The sequence below is a fragment of the Plantimonas leprariae genome (assembly GCF_008802405.1).
Lineage (GTDB): Bacteria > Pseudomonadota > Alphaproteobacteria > Rhizobiales > Rhizobiaceae > Plantimonas > Plantimonas leprariae.
The window spans coordinates 195,280-213,101 of sequence record NZ_VZDO01000009.1 but is presented as its reverse complement, the minus strand read 5'-3'; the positions used below and the strand labels follow the sequence as shown (position 1 = coordinate 213,101).

19 protein-coding genes and 1 pseudogene are annotated in these 17,822 nt (G+C 70.0%); 11 read left to right on the top strand and 9 right to left on the bottom strand.

Going from position 1 to position 17,822, the window contains the following annotated elements; translation table 11 throughout:
• A partial coding sequence (locus tag F6X38_RS12860; protein WP_150970224.1) for a CHASE3 domain-containing protein occupies window positions 1-808 on the bottom strand: 808 nt, incomplete at its 3' end.
• Window positions 809-1,096: 288 nt separating this feature from the next.
• Between F6X38_RS12860 and folD the strand changes: the two genes are divergently transcribed.
• Complete coding sequence (gene folD / locus F6X38_RS12855) at window positions 1,097-2,002, top strand: bifunctional methylenetetrahydrofolate dehydrogenase/methenyltetrahydrofolate cyclohydrolase FolD (protein ID WP_150970223.1); 906 nt, start codon at window positions 1,097-1,099, stop codon at window positions 2,000-2,002.
• Between the two features lie 3 nt (window positions 2,003-2,005).
• Here the strand turns inward: folD and vapC are convergent, their stop codons facing one another.
• The 4 genes from vapC to hrcA all read right to left on the bottom strand — a co-directional run bounded on the left by vapC (window position 2,006) and on the right by hrcA (window position 4,558).
• Complete coding sequence (gene vapC, locus F6X38_RS12850) at window positions 2,006-2,392, bottom strand: type II toxin-antitoxin system VapC family toxin (protein ID WP_150970222.1); 387 nt, start codon at window positions 2,390-2,392, stop codon at window positions 2,006-2,008.
• Window positions 2,389-2,598 (bottom strand): type II toxin-antitoxin system VapB family antitoxin, encoded by a 210-nt coding sequence (locus F6X38_RS12845; protein ID WP_150970221.1) that lies wholly within the window; start codon window positions 2,596-2,598, stop codon window positions 2,389-2,391. Before F6X38_RS12845 ends, vapC begins: the two co-directional genes overlap by 4 nt.
• 71 nt (window positions 2,599-2,669) lie before the next feature.
• Complete coding sequence (gene grpE / locus F6X38_RS12840) at window positions 2,670-3,359, bottom strand: nucleotide exchange factor GrpE (RefSeq protein ID WP_150970220.1); 690 nt, start codon at window positions 3,357-3,359, stop codon at window positions 2,670-2,672.
• A gap of 98 nt (window positions 3,360-3,457) precedes the next feature.
• Window positions 3,458-4,558, bottom strand: coding sequence for a heat-inducible transcriptional repressor HrcA (hrcA, locus tag F6X38_RS12835; protein ID WP_150970235.1), 1,101 nt, complete (start codon window positions 4,556-4,558; stop codon window positions 3,458-3,460).
• A 124-nt stretch (window positions 4,559-4,682) separates the two neighbouring features.
• Between hrcA and rph the strand changes: the two genes are divergently transcribed.
• From rph to F6X38_RS12795, 8 genes and pseudogenes are all read left to right on the top strand, one after another.
• The gene (gene rph / locus F6X38_RS12830) at window positions 4,683-5,411 is read left to right on the top strand and encodes a ribonuclease PH (RefSeq protein ID WP_150970219.1); all 729 of its coding nucleotides are present in this window, start codon (window positions 4,683-4,685) and stop codon (window positions 5,409-5,411) included.
• On the top strand, window positions 5,408-6,058 hold the full coding sequence (gene rdgB / locus F6X38_RS12825) for an RdgB/HAM1 family non-canonical purine NTP pyrophosphatase (RefSeq protein WP_150970218.1): 651 nt from the start codon (window positions 5,408-5,410) through the stop codon (window positions 6,056-6,058). The genes rph and rdgB overlap by 4 nt, the downstream gene beginning before the upstream one ends.
• Window positions 6,055-7,257: a radical SAM family heme chaperone HemW gene (gene hemW / locus F6X38_RS12820; protein ID WP_150970217.1), complete on the top strand. Its 1,203-nt coding sequence runs from the start codon at window positions 6,055-6,057 to the stop codon at window positions 7,255-7,257. Before rdgB ends, hemW begins: the two co-directional genes overlap by 4 nt.
• The gene (gene rsmI / locus F6X38_RS12815) at window positions 7,257-8,144 is read left to right on the top strand and encodes a 16S rRNA (cytidine(1402)-2'-O)-methyltransferase (protein ID WP_150970216.1); all 888 of its coding nucleotides are present in this window, start codon (window positions 7,257-7,259) and stop codon (window positions 8,142-8,144) included. Before hemW ends, rsmI begins: the two co-directional genes overlap by 1 nt.
• Complete coding sequence (locus tag F6X38_RS12810; protein ID WP_150970215.1) at window positions 8,141-8,512, top strand: YraN family protein; 372 nt, start codon at window positions 8,141-8,143, stop codon at window positions 8,510-8,512. Before rsmI ends, F6X38_RS12810 begins: the two co-directional genes overlap by 4 nt.
• A gap of 72 nt (window positions 8,513-8,584) precedes the next feature.
• Window positions 8,585-9,775, top strand: a complete 1,191-nt coding sequence (locus tag F6X38_RS12805) for an ATP-binding protein (protein WP_150970214.1) — start codon at window positions 8,585-8,587, stop codon at window positions 9,773-9,775.
• An 18-nt stretch (window positions 9,776-9,793) separates the two neighbouring features.
• Window positions 9,794-10,738, top strand: coding sequence for a glutathione synthase (gshB, locus tag F6X38_RS12800; RefSeq protein ID WP_150970213.1), 945 nt, complete (start codon window positions 9,794-9,796; stop codon window positions 10,736-10,738).
• A 170-nt stretch (window positions 10,739-10,908) separates the two neighbouring features.
• Window positions 10,909-11,556: pseudogene (locus F6X38_RS12795) on the top strand (magnesium chelatase domain-containing protein); the annotation flags it as partial.
• Between the two features lie 517 nt (window positions 11,557-12,073).
• On the opposite strand, the gene F6X38_RS12790 reads toward F6X38_RS12795, so the two are convergent.
• From F6X38_RS12790 to F6X38_RS12775, 4 genes are read right to left on the bottom strand one after another with little or no spacing between them, the layout of a single operon-like run.
• Window positions 12,074-12,547, bottom strand: a complete 474-nt coding sequence (locus F6X38_RS12790) for a hypothetical protein (RefSeq protein ID WP_150970211.1) — start codon at window positions 12,545-12,547, stop codon at window positions 12,074-12,076.
• Window positions 12,544-14,379 (bottom strand): MobA/MobL family protein, encoded by a 1,836-nt coding sequence (locus F6X38_RS12785; RefSeq protein WP_150970210.1) that lies wholly within the window; start codon window positions 14,377-14,379, stop codon window positions 12,544-12,546. Before F6X38_RS12785 ends, F6X38_RS12790 begins: the two co-directional genes overlap by 4 nt.
• Window positions 14,376-14,870 carry a hypothetical protein gene (locus F6X38_RS12780; RefSeq protein ID WP_026358495.1) on the bottom strand — a complete coding sequence of 165 codons (495 nt, stop codon included), beginning with the start codon at window positions 14,868-14,870 and terminating at the stop codon, window positions 14,376-14,378. Before F6X38_RS12780 ends, F6X38_RS12785 begins: the two co-directional genes overlap by 4 nt.
• Window positions 14,867-15,100, bottom strand: coding sequence for a hypothetical protein (locus tag F6X38_RS12775; RefSeq protein WP_150970209.1), 234 nt, complete (start codon window positions 15,098-15,100; stop codon window positions 14,867-14,869). Before F6X38_RS12775 ends, F6X38_RS12780 begins: the two co-directional genes overlap by 4 nt.
• 299 nt (window positions 15,101-15,399) lie before the next feature.
• On the opposite strand from F6X38_RS12775, the gene F6X38_RS23395 reads away from it, so the two are divergent.
• Window positions 15,400-15,672: a hypothetical protein gene (locus F6X38_RS23395; protein WP_019996274.1), complete on the top strand. Its 273-nt coding sequence runs from the start codon at window positions 15,400-15,402 to the stop codon at window positions 15,670-15,672.
• The gene (locus F6X38_RS12770; protein ID WP_161992742.1) at window positions 15,669-17,783 is read left to right on the top strand and encodes a DotA/TraY family protein; all 2,115 of its coding nucleotides are present in this window, start codon (window positions 15,669-15,671) and stop codon (window positions 17,781-17,783) included. The genes F6X38_RS23395 and F6X38_RS12770 overlap by 4 nt, the downstream gene beginning before the upstream one ends.
• Window positions 17,784-17,822 lie beyond the last annotated feature (39 nt).

Sequence of the window (17,822 nt, the reverse complement as noted above, 5' to 3'; positions counted from 1 at the left end):
CCGCCTCCAGCCGCCGCTGCGCAACCGCTCCGTCCTTGAACACCTGCACCGCCTGCGCCATCGAGCCGACCTCGTCGCGACGGTCGACATGCGGGATTTCGACCGCGTGGTCGCCGGACGAAAGCCGGGCCATCGCCTCGTTCAGGCTGCGAATCGGCGCCGCGATGGTGCGCGAAAGGAGAATGCCCGATCCCACCGCAGCCGCGAGGAGCAGCGTCAGCCCCACTCCCAGAACCGTGACGGACTGCGTGTTGCTGGCCGCGAGCGCTTCCGACGATTCGGCGAAGAGCTTGGTCTCGTCCTCGCGCAGCGCGTCGACGATGCCCTCGGCGGGATCGCGGAAGGCATCGGCCTTTTCCGACGCGATCAGGTCGATCGCCTCGTTCGGATCGGCGGAGTTCACGGCCAGCGCCATCGCCGGCTTGGCGATGTTCTCGTACCAGGCCGTGTTGGCCTTCTCCAGCGCGTCGAGCTTGGCAAGGACGTCGGGGCGGTCGACGGCGTTGTCGCGCGCCTGCTTTTCGAACTTCTTCAGCGTGGCTCCATGCTTGTCGACCTTCTCGGCATAGCTCTTGTCATGGGTCAGGAGGAAGCCGCGCAGCGAGTTCTCCTGCCGGGCCATGGCGAAACGGATGTCGCTCGCGGTGAGCTGCATCTTCGCCTGCGCTTCCTGCCGCTGGCTCGCCGTTTCCACGTTGAGGATGTTCAGGCAGACCGCGGCTCCCATGCAGACGGCGATCAGGAGCAGTGCACCGAAGGCTCCGCTGATCTTTCGCGAGAGCCTGAGGTTCTGGATCAAACGTCGCATGCTTTGCCTCTTCGATACTCAAACTCAAAACCGCATATCGAAGAGCAACGGTAGACCGCATGTTTGAATAAACGTTTATTGAGCACCTGCGCGAGGAAGACGACCGTCGATACATCTGAAGGTTGTGGTTTCGTTTCGTGTTTCTGCTTGCGCGGCCGAGCTGGCTCTGAGGAAGTTCGTGGTCCGGTCGCGGCGGAAGACGTGGTCGCGACTGGACGCGGCGCAGCTTCCGCTTCGTCGCCGCGGAAAGCCGTCCTACAAGCCGCGCGTGGACACGGAAAGGCGCGGATGTCTGAGGCGAAACGGATCGACGGCAAGGCGACGGCGGCGCGGATCGTCGCGCGGGTGAAGGCGGAGGCGGAAAGGTTGCGGGCCGAGGCGGGCATGCGGCCGGGGCTCGCCGTCGCGATCGTCGGCGAGGATCCGGCGAGCCAGGTCTACGTCGCATCGAAGGCGCGCATGGCCGAGGAGTGCGGCTTCCGGTCCGAGCGCCACGTGCTCGCAGCCGAGACGAGCGAGGCGGAGCTTCTGGGCCTCGTCGAGCGGCTGAACGCCGATCCGACGATCCACGGCATCCTCGTGCAACTGCCGCTGCCGAAGCACATCGACGCCGGCAAGGTCATCCGCGCGATCGCGGTCGAGAAGGACGTCGACGGCTTCCATCTGACGAATGTCGGCCTGATCGGCACGGGGCAGGCGGCCGCCGCCTTCGTGCCCTGCACGCCGGCCGGCGCGATGATCCTGATCCGCGACGTCATCGGCGACGACCTGTCGGGACGCCGCGCCGTGGTGGTCGGGCGCTCCAACATCGTCGGCAAGCCGATGGCGCAACTGCTGCTCGCCGCCGACGCCACGGTGACGATCGCCCATTCGCGCACCGCCGACCTGGCGGAGGTCTGCCGGACCGCCGACATCCTCGTCGCGGCGGTCGGCCGGCCGCAGATGATCCGCGGCGACTGGATCAGGCAGGGCGCGGTGGTGATCGACGTCGGCGTCAACCGCATCCCGGCGCCGGAGCGGGGCGAAGGGAGGACGCGCCTCGTCGGCGACGTCGCCTACGACGAGGCGCTCGGACGCGCGAGCGCCATCACGCCGGTGCCGGGCGGCGTCGGCCCGATGACCATCGCGATGCTGATGGCGAACACCCTGGTCTCGGCCTTCCGCGCCGGCGGACAGGAGCCGTCGCGCTTCTGAGCGTCAGATCAGGCGGAGCGGGAAGCGGCGCGCGATCGCCTCGAAATCGCGGTCGCTCTGCAGAAGTGCATGGCCGTTCGCGATGCAGAAGGTCGCGATCGCGAGGTCGACGGTCTTGCGGATCGTCACCCCTTCGGCACGAAGCGCACGGTAGATGCGCGCCGCCTCGACGGCGAGCGCGGGGGAGGTCATCGGAACGATCCTGAATCGGCGAAGCTCGTCCTCCAAGCCGGACGCGTGCTGGTCGGTCCGCGCTCCCTGCAGTACCTCCAGCAGAACCAGATCGCCGACGATGATCTCGGCGCTGTCGAGGGAAGCAAGCGTTTCGACACGCGGATCGTCGGCGTCACGCAGATAGTCGATCCAGACCGACGTATCGACGACGATCACTTCCCGCTATGGTCGGCTCGACCCTCGCGCATGGCCTCGAGGTCGCCCTCCCAGCCCATGCCCCGAAGGTTCTCGAGCGCCTGACGGCGTCGGTTGGCGATCAGCAGCCGCAGCGCTTCCTCTATGGTCGCGCTGTCGGATTCGAGGCCGGCCACCCTCGTCGCTTCCGCGAGCAAGGCGTCATCGATCACGACGTTCACGCCCATGTTTCCACTCCCCAGACCGGCTTCGTTCTAGCCTGCCATGCGGTTCGGAGCCACCGTTTTCGCGTGGGATCCTACCCGGCACTGCCGGGCTCGCTCGTCTCGCCCGGGCGCGGCGCGGCGGCGGCGGGCTCGGCCGCAGCCTGCGCCGGTTTCGGACCGCCCTTGGAAACGCCTACCATCGCGGGGCGGAGCACCCGCTCGCCGATCGAGTAGCCGTCCTGCACGACCTGGACCACGGTGTTGTTCGGCACAGCAGGGTTCGGCACCTCGAACATCGCCTGGTGGAAGTTCGGGTCGAAGCGGCCGTTCAAGGGTTCCAGCTTCTTCACGCCGAAGCGCTCCAGCGCCGCGAGCAGGCCGCGCTCGGTGATCTCGACGCCCTCGATCAGGTGCTTGAGGCCGCTTGCCTCCGCCGCGCGCTCCTCGGCCGGCACCGCCGCGATGGCGCGGCCGAGATTGTCCATCACGGCCAGCATCTCGCGGGCGAAGTTCGCCACCGCATAGGTGCGCGCGTCCTTGATCTCGCGCTCGGTGCGGCGGCGAAGGTTCTCCATCTCGGCGGCGATGCGGAGCGCCCGGTCCTTCTCGGTGGCGCTTTCCGCTTCGAGTTCGGCGATACGCGCTTCCGCCGCCTCGCGGATGAAGCTCGCCGCCGCGTCGTCCGAGAAGCCGCTCTTCGGCTGCGCCGCGGCGTCGGTTTCCTCGCGCCCGATCGTCTCGTCCGTATCCTCGTTCTCGGGTCGCTGGCCGTCGCTCGTCATCGTCACCTCGTCGGAATGTCGCGCGGGCCGCCGCAGGGCGGTCCGTCTTCGCCGCCGATATCGATGGACGCCGACGCAAAATCAAGGTGGAGCACCGGTCACGGGCGGCGCGGACCCTTCTCCTTCGCGAGGATGCGCGTCACCACCCGCGCCGTGTAGTCCACCATCGGCACGATGCGGCGGTAGTTCAGCCGCGTCGGGCCGATCACGCCGACCGCGCCGACCACCTTGCCCTCGGCATCCTCGTAGGGGGCGATCACCAGCGACGAGCCGGACAGCGAGAACAGCTTGTTCTCCGAGCCGATGAAGATCCGGACGCCGTTGCCGGTCTCGGCGAGATCCAGGAGCTCGATCAGCCCGCTCTTCGTTTCGAGATCGTTGAAGAGCAGCCGCAGGCGCTCGAGGTCGTCGGCCGCCGTGACGTTTTCGAGGAGGTTGGCGCGCCCGCGCACGATGAGCCGCGACGGCTGGTCCGCCTCCGCCCCCGACCAGAGCGCGAGGCCCTGGTCGACGAGCTGGCGCGACAGGCGGTCCAACGCCGCCGCCGTCTCGGCCTTCAGCGCCTCGATGCGCAGGCGGGCTTCCGCCAGCGTGCGCCCGACGATGTGGGCGTTGAGGAAGTTCGAGGCCTCGACGAGCTGCGAGGCGGTGATGCCGGCCGGCAGCTCGACGATGCGGTTCTCGACGTCGCCGTTCTCGCCGACGAGGACGGCCAACGCGCGGGTCGCTTCGAGGCGGATGAACTCGACATGCTTCAATCGAAGGTCGGTCTTCGCCGCGAGCACCAGCCCCGCGCCGCGCGACAGGCCGCTGAGCATCTGGCTGGCCTCGGTCAGGAGCGACTGGATGGAGCGGCCGTCGCCGCGCTTCCGCACCTTGTCCTCGATCGCAGCGCGCTCGCCCTCGGCGAGGTCCCCGATCTCCAGGAAGGCGTCGACGAAGAAGCGCAGACCCAGCTCCGTCGGCAGGCGGCCGGCCGAGACGTGCGGGGCGTAGATGAGGCCGAGCTGCTCCAGATCGCTCATCACGTTGCGGATCGAGGCGGGCGACAGCGCTGTGGTCAGGAGCCGCGATAGCGAGCGCGAGCCGACCGGCTCGCCGATGTCGAGATAGGACTCGACGATCAGGCGGAAGATGTCGCGGGAGCGCTCGTCGAGCGCACCGGCGAGGCGTTCGGGAGGAAGGCGGAAGTCGTTCATCGGCTTGGCGTCAGGCACGTCTGCTACCGATATAGGACGGGGAGCGGCGCTTCGTCACCTTCGTTGCGTCGCGTGCGCGTCGCGGCTAGAAGCGGCGCAACCCCTTGAGATCGAGCGAAGTCCCATGCGTCCATCCCGACGAGCCTCCGACGCAATGCGCAGCGTGACGCTGGAGCGCGGCGTCTCGCGCCACGCGGAAGGCTCCTGCCTCGTGAAGTTCGGCGACACGCACGTGCTCTGCACCGCGAGCCTGGAGGAGCGGGTGCCGCCGTTCCTGAAGAACTCCGGCAAGGGCTGGGTGACGGCCGAATACGGCATGCTGCCGCGCGCCACCGGCGAGCGCATGCGCCGCGAGGCCTCCTCCGGCAAGCAGAGCGGCCGCACGCTGGAGATCCAGCGCCTGATCGGCCGGAGTTTGCGCGCCGTGGTCGACCTCCAGGCGCTCGGCGAGCGGCAGATCACCGTCGACTGCGACGTGATCCAGGCGGACGGCGGCACGCGCACCGCCTCGATCACCGGCGGCTTCGTCGCGCTGCACGACTGCCTCGCCTGGATGGAAGCGCGCGGCATGGTGAAGCGCGAGGCCGTGATCCGCGACCACGTGGCGGCGATCAGCTGCGGCATCTCGAAGGGCGAGGCGGTGATCGACCTCGACTACCTGGAGGATTCCTCCGCCGAGACCGACGCCAACTTCGTGATGACGGGGCGCGGCGGCATCGTCGAGATCCAAGGCACCGCCGAGGGCGCGCCGTTCTCGGAGGCGGAATTCGGCGAGTTGATGGCGCTGGCGAAGGCCGGCATCGCCGGGCTCGTCGAGATGCAGAAGGCGGCGATCGCCGCCCCCTTGCCGTGACGCGCCTCGACCCGCTGGCGGGGCCGCTGCTCCTCGCCAGCCACAATGCCGGCAAGCTGCGCGAATTCCGCGACCTGCTCGGGCCATTCGGCTTCGAGGTGATCTCGGCCGCCGACAAGGGGTTGCCGGAGCCGGACGAGACCGGCACGACCTTCGAGGAAAACGCCCGGTTGAAGGCGGTGGCGGGGGCGACCGCTTCCGGCCTCGTCGCGCTGTCCGACGATTCCGGCATCTGCGTCGAGGCGCTCGGCGGCGATCCCGGCATCTATTCGGCGCGCTGGGCCGGGGCGTCCAAGGATTTCGCGCAGGCGATGCGCAACGTCGAGGAGAAGCTGCAGTCGGCCGGCGCGACCAATCCTGAGCGCCGGCGCGCCTTCTTCGTCTGCGTCCTGTCGCTGGCGCAGCCGGACGGCAGCACGCATGAGTTCCGCGGCGAGGTGCACGGGACGGTGGTCTGGCCGCCGCGCGGCACCCTCGGCTTCGGCTACGACCCGTTCTTCCTGCCCGACGGCGAGACCCGCACCTTCGGCGAGATGAGCGCGGAAGAGAAGCACAGCTGGAAGCCGGGGCAGGAAAAGGCCCTGTCGCACCGCGCGAAGGCCTTCCAGCTCTTTGCCGACGCCGCGCTCTGGACGTCGCCCGGATGAACGCCCACGCGCCCGCGCCGCTCGGCGCGACCGTCACCGCCTTGCCCGTGCCGTCGCGCGAGCCGGGCTTCGGCGTCTACGTGCACTGGCCGTTCTGCGCGGCCAAATGCCCGTATTGCGACTTCAACAGCCATGTCCGGCATCAGGCGGTGGATCAGGAGCGCTACGCCGCGGCGTTCCGGCGCGAGCTCGCCGTGATGGCGGGGCGCTCGAAGGGCGAACGCGTCACTTCCGTGTTCTTCGGCGGCGGCACGCCTTCGCTGATGCTCCCCGAGACGGTGGCCGGGATCCTTGAGGCCATCGCCGGCGAATGGGCGGTCGCGCCGGATGCCGAAGTGACGCTGGAGGCCAATCCGTCCAGCGTCGAGGCGGAGCGCTTCCGCGGCTACCGCGCGGCCGGCGTCAACCGCGTCTCGCTCGGCGTCCAGGCGCTCCACGACGAGGACCTCCGCCGCCTCGGCCGTCTCCATGACGTGTCCCAAGCTCTTCATGCGATCGGCCTCGCCCGCGAAATCTTCCCGCGTCTGAGCTTCGACCTGATCTACGCCCGGCCCGGCCAGACGGTGGAGGCATGGGAGGCTGAACTCGCCCGCGCCATCGACCTCGCGGCCGACCACCTGTCGCTCTACCAGCTCACGATCGAGGAAGGGACGCCCTTCCACGCGCTGCGCGCGGCCGGCAAGCTGATCGTGCCGGACGGCGAGCTGTCAGCCGATCTCTACCAGGCGACGCAGGACCTGACGCGCGCCCGCGGCCTGCCGGCCTACGAGATTTCCAACCACGCGGCGCCCGGCGCGGAATCGCGCCACAACCTCACCTACTGGCGCTACGGCCTTTATGCTGGGGTCGGCCCCGGTGCGCACGGGCGGCTCATGGGCCCGGGCGGACGCCATGCCGTCGCGACCGAGCGGCATCCGGAAACCTGGCTGCGGATGGTCGAGGATTGGGACAGCGGCATCGTCACCGACGACCTGCTGACCCCCGAGGAAGAGGCGGACGAGCTTCTCCTGATGGGCCTCCGCCTCGCCGAGGGGATCGATCTCGCCCGCTGGCGCCGGCTCACCGGCCGCGACATCGATCACGCGAGCGAGGCCGACCTCGCCGGGCACGGCATGATCGAGCGGCTCGGGCCCGATCGCATCCGCGCGACGCCGGCCGGCATGATGGTGCTCGACGCCGTGGTCGCCGACCTCTGCTGATGGCGGAGGGCGAGCGAAGCTTCGCGATCCGCGGACAGGCCTTCGCCGCGGCGAAGCCGGAAGGCGGCCTCTATCTCGTCGCGACGCCGATCGGGAACCTCGCCGACGTCACGCTCCGCGCCCTGGAAGTGTGCGCCGGGGCCGACATCCTCGCCTGCGAGGACACGCGCGTGACGCATGTCCTCCTCGAGCGCTACGCCATCCGCCGCCGTTTGACGCCCTATCACGAGCACAACGCAGGCGAAGCCGGCCCGGCGCTGGTCGCGGCGCTGGAGGAGGGGAGGAGCGTCGCGCTCGTCTCCGATGCCGGCACGCCGCTCGTGTCCGACCCGGGCTTCCGGCTCGTCGGCGAGGTGATCGAGCGGGGAATGCCGGTCTATCCGATCCCCGGTGCGTCGGCGGTGCTCGCCGCGCTCGTCGCCTCCGGCCTGCCGTCGGACGCCTTCCTGTTCGCCGGCTTCCTGCCGGGAAAGGAGATGGCGCGTCGCGCGCGGCTGGAAGAGCTTCGGCGCGTCCCGGCGACGCTCCTGTTCTTCGAGGCGCCGCACCGCATTCGCGACGCGCTCGCCGACATGGCGGCGGTCCTGGGGAGCGAGCGCCCCGCTGCCGTCTGCCGCGAACTGACCAAGGCCTTCGAGACCAGCTATCGCGGTTCGCTCGGCGACCTGGAAAAGACGTTCGAGGCTATGGACCGCGTCCGAGGCGAGATCGTCGTCGTGGTCGCGCCGCCGGCGACGCAAGCCCCGCCGACCGAGGCCGACGCCGACGCGATCCTCGCCGGCCTCCTCGCGGAGATGAAGCCGGCGGACGCGGCCCGCGAGGCGGCGAAGCTGACCGGTCTCAACCGCCGCGATCTCTACAAGCGCGCGCTGGAACTGAAGAGTTGAGCGAGGCACGCCTCGCGAAACGCCGTGCCGGTTTCCTCAGGGGCCATCGCGGCGAATGGCTGGCGGCCTGGGCGTTGCGGATGAAGGGCTACCGCATCCTCGCGGTCCGTCACCGCACGAAGCTCGGCGAGATCGACCTGATCGCCCGGCGGGGAAGTACCGTCGCGGTGGTCGAGGTGAAGGCGCGTTCGACGCTGGCCGCAGCGATGGACGCCGTTTCGCCGGCCGCGCAACGCCGCATCTGCAATGCCGCCGACCTCTGGCTGGCGAAGCAGCGCGACGCGGCCCGCCTGTCGCTCCGCTTCGACCTCGTCGCCATCCTGCCGCGCCGCTGGCCGGTGCACGTGCCGGACGCTTGGCGCGGCTAAGCAGGTTATGCGAAGTTTAGGCAGGTTTATGCATATTGCATAACATGGGGTAAGTTCGCTATAGGGCTCCGTATGGAGCCGCGCGACAACCCATACGCCCCTGGCGCCGGAACCCAACCGCCGGAACTGGCCGGGCGCGACGACGTCATCGAACGAGTGGCGGTCGCGCGCGATCGCTTCCGGGCGGGCCGCTCCGCGCGCAGCATGATCGGCTATGGTCTGCGGGGCGTCGGTAAGACGGTGCTGCTCGCGAAGATGCGGCGCGATGCGGCGGAAGCGGGGTTTCCGACCGTCTGGATCGAAGCGCCGGAAGGAAGGTCGTTTCCCGGGCTGCTCATCCCACCGCTGCGAGCCGCTCTCCTGCGCCTCGATCGAGGACAAGCCGCCCTGGCGGCCGGCCAGCGCGCCATGCGAGCGCTGGCAGGTTTCGCCCGTTCGGTGAAGATGCGGTATGGAGACGTCGAGTTCGGTATTGATATCGAGCCGGAACCGGGCCTCGCAGACAGCGGCGATCTGGAACTCGACCTGCAGGATCTCTTGCGAAGCGTCGGCGAGGCCGCGCAAGCCAGGGAGACGGTCATGATCATCGCCGTCGACGAATTGCAGTATGTTCCGGAGGAACAACTGGCAGCCTTGATTGCGGCTCTGCACGCGATCGGTCGAGACCAACTGCCGGTCATGATGATCGCCGCCGGCCTGCCGCAACTTCTCGGGCAGATGGGCCGCGCGAAATCCTACGCGGAGCGCTTGTTCGAGTTCGTTTCCGTCGATCGATTGTCGACCGAGGCGGCGACCGACGCGTTGTGCCTGCCGGCGAACGAACTTGACGTTTCCTACGAACCGGACGCGATCGAAGAAATCCTGCGGCAAACCCAGGGGTATCCGTACTTCCTCCAGGAATGGGGCAAGCATGCCTGGCTCTTGGCAAACGCGTCGCCGATCCGGCGAGAGCATGCGCAGGCAGCAACGCCGCTCGCGCTCGCCGATCTCGACGCGAGCTTCTTCCGGGTTCGATTCGACCGGCTGACCCCTGCCGAGAAGCGTTACCTGCGGGCCATGGCCGAACTCGGCCCCGGGCCGCATCGTTCGGGCGACATAGCCGATCGTCTCCAGCGCAAGGTGACGACCATGGCGCCCTTGCGCAATTCCCTCATTCTCAAGGGGATGATCTACAGTCCTTCCCACGGCGACACCGCCTTCACCGTGCCGCTGTTCGACGCGTTCATGAAACGCATCATGCCGGATTTCCCGATCCACGCCTGAACGCACGGAGCCATCCCCATGCCCCTCGACGTCGCGGTCCAGATGGACCACGTCTCCTCGATCACCATCAAGGGCGACTCGACCTTCGCCCTCTGCCTCGAAGCGCAACGGCGCGGGCACCGGCTCTACCACTACACGCCCGACCGGCTGTCGCTCCGGGACGGCCGGGCGACGGCGCGTGCCGAGGTGATGGAACTCAAGGAGGAGCAGGGCAAGCACTTCACCCTCGCCGAACAGGCGAAGATCGACCTCGCCGACATGGACGTGGTGCTCTTGCGGCAGGACCCGCCCTTCGACATGGCCTACATCACCTCGACCCACATCCTCGACCGCATCCATCCGAAGACGCTGGTCGTCAACGACCCGGCCTCGGTCCGCAACGCGCCGGAGAAGATTTTCGTCACCGAGTTCGCCGACCTCATGCCGGAAACGCTGATCACCAAGGACCCCCTGGAGGTCGCCGAATTCCGCGCCGAGTTCGGCGAGATCGTGCTGAAGCCGCTCTACGGCAACGGCGGCGCAGGCGTGTTCCATCTGACGAAAGACGACCGCAACCTGACCTCGTTCCTGGAAACCTTCGGCATCCTGTTCCGCGAGCCGTTCATCGCGCAGCGCTACCTCAAGGACGTGCGCAAGGGCGACAAGCGCATCATCCTCGTCGACGGCGAGTTCGCCGGCGCGATCAACCGCGTTCCCGCCGAAACCGACGCGCGCTCCAACATGCATGTCGGCGGCCGGGCGGAGGCGACGGAACTGACGCCCCGCGAGCGCGAGATCTGCGAGCGGATCGGGCCGGAACTCAGGCGCCGCGGCCTGCTCTTCGTCGGCATCGACGTGATCGGCGACTACATGACCGAGATCAACGTCACGTCTCCGACCGGCATCCGCGAGGTGAAGCGCTTCGGCGGCGCCGACATCGCCTCGCTGCTCTGGGACCGGATCGAGGCGAAGGTCGCTGCCTGAGGGCACGGCCAGTTGAGTTGCGCGTGATCGCGCCGCTCCCGCCCGCGTCGCGGCGTCGATTCGTTCCGCCACCGTTCTGTTTATGATCCCGTCCACCCCCTAGCGGGACGCCGGAAGATCGTGCTCACTCGCGGAGCGGGCGTGGCGTGATTCCCGCGAGGGATCGGGTCATGGTTTCGCATGTGAGGACGGTCGCGTTCCAGGGCGTCGATGCCGTGCCCGTCGACGTCCAGGTGATGATCGCCCCCGGCAAGATGGGCATCCAGATCGTCGGCCTCGCCGACAAGGCGGTGGCGGAAAGCCGCGAGCGGGTGCAGGCGGCGCTCCACGCCTCCGGCCTCGCCATGCCGCCGAAGAAGGTGACGGTGAACCTCGCGCCGGCCGACCTGCCGAAGGAGGGCTCGCACTACGACCTCGCGATCGCGCTCGGCCTGATGGCGGCGCTGGGCGCGCTTCCCGCCGACGCGCTCGCCGGCTACGTCGTTCTCGGCGAACTGTCGCTCGACGGTACGATCTCCGCCGTCGCCGGCGTGCTGCCCGCCGCGATGGCGGCGAACGCCGCCGGCCTCGGCCTGATCTGCCCGGCGCCTTGCGGTCCGGAAGCCGCCTGGGCGAGCGCCGAGATGCCGATCCTCGCACCCCGCAGCCTCATCCAGATGGCCAACCATTTTCGCGGCACGCAGGTGATGAGCCGGCCGGAACCGGCGGTTCGATCCGCAGGCGAGGCGTTGCCCGACCTCGCCGACATCAAGGGCCAGTACGCGCCGAAACGGGCGCTGGAAGTCGCGGCGGCCGGCGGGCACAATCTCCTGATGGTGTGCGACATTAACCGGACCGCTTGTCAACAATTTGCGGCGTAGGAGGACGTTGCACCAACGACCGGCAGATGCCCCCTGGCGAAGCCGACGCAGGACTCAGAGCACCGGAGCGGCCGGCACGGCTGCGGGAGTTCTCGGCTGCGAGACCGGTTCTCGGGGTAGCCGCAGGAGCGCCGCCGCAGGCAGGCGCGGGACCGACTGCCCCCGGCGAGCAGGCAATAGTCCCGTGAGGGGCCTCCCCCGTCCCGCCGGCCCCTAGGCGGGGCGCTGCCCGGCACGAGGGCGGCGGGGACCGCGAGGACGTGCCCGAGGCCGTCTGAAGAGGCCGGAGCGTTCTGGAGGCTTCTGTGCGAGCCGCCAGAACGACGAAGTGAGGTTGGGCGGCACATTCCTACCCCTTGAAACTTCCGTCGCTCTTAAGGGCCTTCCTGCGAGCCGCGAGAGCGGTGAGTCCTTGCCGGGCGGCATCGGACCACCCCGTCGAGTCCTTGCGGCGAGAGGGTGCCGGGCGGCCGTTTCAGATGCCCGCCAGACTGCGCTTGCCCATCCCGCGAACAGCGAACCTCCCGGCGAGGGTTTCGCTCCCCTCGACGGGTTCACCGGACACCGCGGCGAGAAGGCATCGGCCGCAGGCGCGCCAGTCCGACAGGCAGCGCTCCGGGGCGCGGTCGGCGGCGACGAATAGGCGCCGCCATGCCGACAGGTCGTCGTCGGCGAGCGTGACGAAAACCGCCTGCAAGGCGTCGTCGCGTGCCACCGTGAGGTCCCGGCCAAGGACCGCGCACCACGGCTCGCCCGGCTGGCGGGTCCGCCGCCACGGCCGGCCGGAGGTAGTGGCCTCGGCCTCACTACCGGCGAGGGTCCATGCGCGGAGGCGGTCGTCGTAGGTGACCCACTCCGCAGCGGTGCGTCCGGCGGCACGCTCGCGGGTGTACCGCCGGAGCGCGAGGGCATCCCGGCGAGATTCGAGGATGGCGGTCGCGCCGGTCACGTCGGCCGCCGCTCGTAGTCGTCGGCCGGGGCCGGGACGTCGGGCTGCGCGACGACGGTTGCCGCTTTCGGGTCTCGCTCCAACTCGACCTTCCCGAGCTTGCGGAAGGCCGGGAGCGAGGCCGTCACCTCCTCGCGGGCGGACTTGGCGAGTTCCGCCCGCTGGTCGTCGTCCAAGTGCGAGGTGACGAAAGCCCGGAGGTCGGGGTCCAGCTTGCGCAGCGCAGCCACGTCGCCGGCGGCGGCGGACAAGAGGACATCGGCCTCGCGGGTCTCGCTGCGCACCGCGCGGAGTTTCGTCGCGGTGTCGGCGACGGAACCGGACTCGGCTGCCCAGGCTGCCGCGACGGCGGGCGGCGGGACGTAGCCTGCGAGGTCGACGCCCTGGCGCTGGCACTCCGTCCAGAGTCTGGCCTGCGCTTCCGGAGGCCATGGACCATCGAGCTCAAGGGTGCTGCCCCAATCCTCGGCGGCCTTGCTCGCGAGGGCGCGCAGCGCGACGTCACTGACCGGCCCGACGAGGTCCACGTGGTCGCCGGAGTCCAAGAGGCGGCTGCGTCCGCCGAGGCCGACGCGGACCCCGGCAGGCGACTCCACCACGTCGGCGAATCCGCGGCGCCTCCAGCGATCGGCGAGACTGATCGCCTCGTCCTCGGGCATGCTGCCCTTGCGGCGGCCCTTGCCCGGCTTCTTCGCCGCAGCGGTGCGCGCGAGGCGGTCGATGCCGTAGCCCGTCGACTCGCCGATGGCCTCGGCGAGGGTGGCGGCAGCCGGGCTGCGCGCCCCCCAGACGGTCACGGTGCCGGACTCGTCGTCGCTCTCGACCCATGCGCCGTCGCGGAGCAGCGCGCGGGTGCGGCGCGGGTCGCGCACATCGACCATGTAGAGCGCGGCTGCCGTGTCGGGCGCGAAGTCCGCGTCGGGGAAGCGGTCGCGGAGGATTCCGAGCTTGTAGTCCTGCTGGTGTGGGGCCTTCGTCTTGCGGTCGGGAGCGCGGGCGAATCCGCGTGCTTTCAAGGCCATGTCCATCTCCGTTCGGGTGAGTTCGTTGTCCAGCTTCTGGGTCTCGCGGATTCCCGCGACGACGGCGGTTCGGCGATCATGTCGATGCCGCGTTCGGACCGCGGCCATGCGGCGCTCGCCCATGGGCGGCTCGGGGGTCCGGGGATCGCCGCGGGCCGCATAGCTCCGGTGGTCCGCGCGCCGCTTAGAACCAGCGGCGCGAAGGTGCGCGTTGATGACCCCGGCGATGCGCTCGCGCTCGCGCGTCAGGGCATCACCTCGGGCACCGCCGCCGTGGCTTCCGCCGCTCGTCAGGAGGGCGTTGACGGCCTCGTTGCGTTTCGCCGCGAATCCGGTCGGGGACGCGGGGTCGAGCTTGCGGACCGTGAGGAGCATGTGGACGTGCGGCTGCTCGCCGCGATCGGCTGCACGCGGCTCATGGAGGGCCACGTCGGCTACGGCCCCGACCGCGAGATAGGGTTCCACGACGTCGGCGATGAACGCGCCCCACGCGCTGCGCGGAAGGTCCCGGGGGATCGCGACTTGGAGTTCGCGGGCGGTCTGGGCATCGCGGCGGCGCTCGGAGAGTTCGACGCGCGACCAGAGCTGTTCGCGGTCGAAGACCCAGGCGGGCGCCTCGGCGGGGGCCATGACGTAGGAATCAGTTACGGCGCGCTTGCGGGAGTAGTCCCACACCTGACCGGTGCGGGCGTCCGTCAGGCGGGCGGCGGCACGGTAGGCGGCGGCCGCGACCGCGCTCTTGCCGCGCGATCGCTGGATGACCGACGCCCGGATGTGGCACAGGGCCTCGTGGTCGCGGAGCGAGGTCATGGCGCCGCTTCGCGAAGATCGAGCCTACGGAGAAGCCCCTCGCCGGCCTGCGAGGCCGGGGTGAGCCACAGGCCGGCGGTCCCGACCTTCAGTGCGATGCGATCGCCATGCGCGATCGCGCGGACCCCGAACGATGCTAAGGACTCGTCCATCGACCGGACCATGTACCCGTGCCCGAGGCGCCAGTTGTACGTCAGGAGGTAGACGGCGCTGGGCCTCGGCTCGTTGTGCATGGACGCGATGCGGTTGCCGACGAGCGAAGGCAGCCCCGCCGCCATGAGCTCGGAGTAGGTCGGCCCGGTCAGGTACGTCGCGCCGGGGCGTAGGGCGAGCATCCCCTCGGCCGTCCATTCCGGCGCGGCGGGGGCGGGCGGCATGGGCGCGGACATCGCCTCGATCGGCACGAGCTTGCCCCGGAAGACGTAGTCGGCGGCGCTCGTGGGCGGTGCGGTCATGAGGACTGCGGCAGCGAGGAGGAGCGCTGCTCTCATCGGTTGCCCCCTGCACCGTAGTCCAGCGCCGCGAGCGTGGCGTAGAGCCTCGCGCAACGAACGCGGTACTCGGGGTCTACGACGGCCCCGGCCGTCTGCACGTATGTTGCGGCCTCGGCGAGGTCGTCCGCGCTCGCGGTGCCGGAGGCTAGGAGGTCCGCCTGGTACTCGCAGGCGAGCGCGTAGCGCGACCGGGCCGCGTCCTCAAGTCTCGGCAGAATGTCGTCCATGTCGTCCCTCCACGCCGGCGACGGGGAGGACCGGCCCCGCAGGGCGCGACGTTCGCAGAACGTATAATCGCGCCCTTCGGGTTCTCCCGGTTTCCCCACGCAGAGCGTCAGGCGCCGATTTGCGCGACGCAAGCCGATGCCGAACCATGGCTGTCGGGCGCTCCGCGTGGGTGCCTGCGGGCCGCACGAAACCTCGCAAAACTGGCGGTTGGCCCGCTCGGAGCGGAAGAGTTTTCCGATCCGCGCTTCGGATTCCGCCGGCGGCGATGGGTCGATCGGCACGAACGGGAGGACACCGCATGGCACTCGACCTCAACCGGCTCGCGCAGAAGAAGGCGCGCCTCGAAGCGGCCCTCGCCAGCGCGGACACCGCGCTCCGGGAAGCTCGCCGCCGCGACGACACGAGGCGCAAGGTCGTCCTCGGCGGCGCCTTGCTCGCGGCGCTGCGCGACGGCACTGCGCCGGACTGGATTCTGTCGGCGCTGGTTGGTCGGATGCAGCCGCGGGACGCGGCCTTGTTCGCCGACATGGCGAGAGGTCCCGTGCCCGAGTTCGAGGGGGCGGGACAGTGAGCCCGGCTGACCTCCTGAAGGAACCGCCCGCGACGGACGTGGGGTGGCGGATCGTCACCACCATCCTGCCGCTGTCGTCGGACACCACGGCGTTCGCGACCGTCGTCCGCTACCTCTCGGCCGGCCTGCTCGTCGTCGCCTGCGGCGTTCTCTCCTACGCCCTGCTGTCCATGGTCCTGCGCGCGGCCGAGCGCGGCGAGGCGCTGTCCGAGCGCCAGTCGGGTGCGGCGGCGATGATCCGCGTCGTCCTGGGCCTCGGGTGCCTCGTGCCGATCGCGGGCGGCCTGTCCGTCGTCCACTACGTGCTGCGGGACGGGTTCGCGCGGCCGGGCCTCAACATGGCGAACGCGGCCGCCGCCGGCGCGGCGGAGTACGTGCTGCGCGACGGGCATCCGCTCTCGCCCGTGTCGGCGAACGGCCGGGACATCGTGCTCGCGGTGATCGAGTCCGAGGTCTGCGCGCAGGCCTATGCCGCCGCGCGGGCGAACCAGATGATCGAGGGCGACGGGGCGGCGGTGCTGCCCCCGCCGGCCGGCATGGAGGTCGTCTTGCCGGCTCGTGCAAGCTGGTTCCCGTGGGGCGAGGACCAGCCCGCGCGGGTGACGGGCTACGCGTGGTCGTGGGGTCCGGCCTGCGGGTCGCTGTCGCTGTCGACGGCGGACGCGTTCGGCGCCGGAGAGTTCGGTCACGCGCGGCGTGCGGCGGTCGCCGCGGTAATCTCGGAGGCCCGCGCGATGGCGTGGATTCCGCGGCTCGCGGAGGCGGTCAAGACGCTGTCCGAGACCCATGTCGCGGGGCCGGACGCGGAGACGGCCTACGCGCGGCTCGGCTACCTTCGAGAGGGCGTCGATGCCGCGCTGCGCGAGGCCGGCGAGCGCTACGACCGGGGCCTGTCGGCGGTGGCCGCCAAGCTCTCGAACGGCGACGACGGCGACATGCGCACGCTCGTCCTCCGGGACATCAAGGAGCGGGGCTGGTACGCGCTTGGGAGCTACTACCGGACCTTGGCGCACTCGTCGCTCGTGTCCGCCGAGGCCGTCGCCGAACGCGCGGAACGCACCAAGCCGGACCCTGCGGCGTGGGAGACGCTGGACGGGGCGGTCGGAACTGCCCTTGCGACGTTGGACGGCCAGCTACGGCGTGGAACCGCGCTCGCCGCCCTCTCGACGGGCGAGGCGCTGACGGGGGACGCGGCGCAGGGAAGCAACCTCCTGTCGGCGGTCGTGGAGTCAATCACACTGCCCGTCACCGACTACCTGACGGGGTACGACGGCGCGAGGGTCGATCCCATCGGGGACCTGATGTCGCTCGGGTCCCTGCTGCTCGTGTCTGGGCAGGCAGCCTGGGCCACGGCGCTTGTCGCCTATAGCGGCAGCGCGGTGTTCGGCGGAATCGGCGGCGGCCTGCTCGACTTCGTGATGCTGGCTGGCTGGCCGCTGATCGCAAGCGCCATCGTCGTCGGGGCGATGCTCTGCTACCTCGTGCCGCTCGTCCCGTTCATCTACATGACGTTCGCGCTGGCCGCATGGGCGTGGGAGGTCGTGAAATCGGCGATCGCGGTTCCGATATGGGCTTTCCTACACGTGAGGCTGGACGAGCCGGAGCTCGTCGGACAGGCGCAGCGTCAGGGCTACGTCTCCCTGCTGGTCGGCGTGATGCTCCGACCGATCGTGACCGTCGGCGCCTTCGTCGCCATGCACATGATGAACGCGGTGATCCTCAACGCCTTCCTGGAAGGCTACAACGCCGCCTTCAAGTCCTCGCAGGCGGGCCAGACGATCGGGGCGGTCGGGGTGATCGTGTCCGTCGTCGTGATGCTCTACGTCCAGTGGTCCATCATCCAGTGGTCGTACCGGATGGTCACGCAGATGCCCGCCAAGGTCGCCGAGTTCATCGGCTACAGCGCCTCGTCGTGGGGCGACGACGACGCCGGGAACACGGTCGTCGCCGGGGTCACGGGCGGCGCCCGCCACGTTCCGAAGCCGGGCGGCGGAGGGTCCGGCAGGACGGGCGGCGGGTCAGAGGACGGCGGGCACGGCGCGAAGGCCGGGATGAAGCTCGGGGCGAAGGCTGCGGCGACGGCGGCCGGCGGCCCCGGAGCGGCGGCCTAGGTGCTCGAGGACGCGGCAGACATGCGAAAGGGCGCCCCA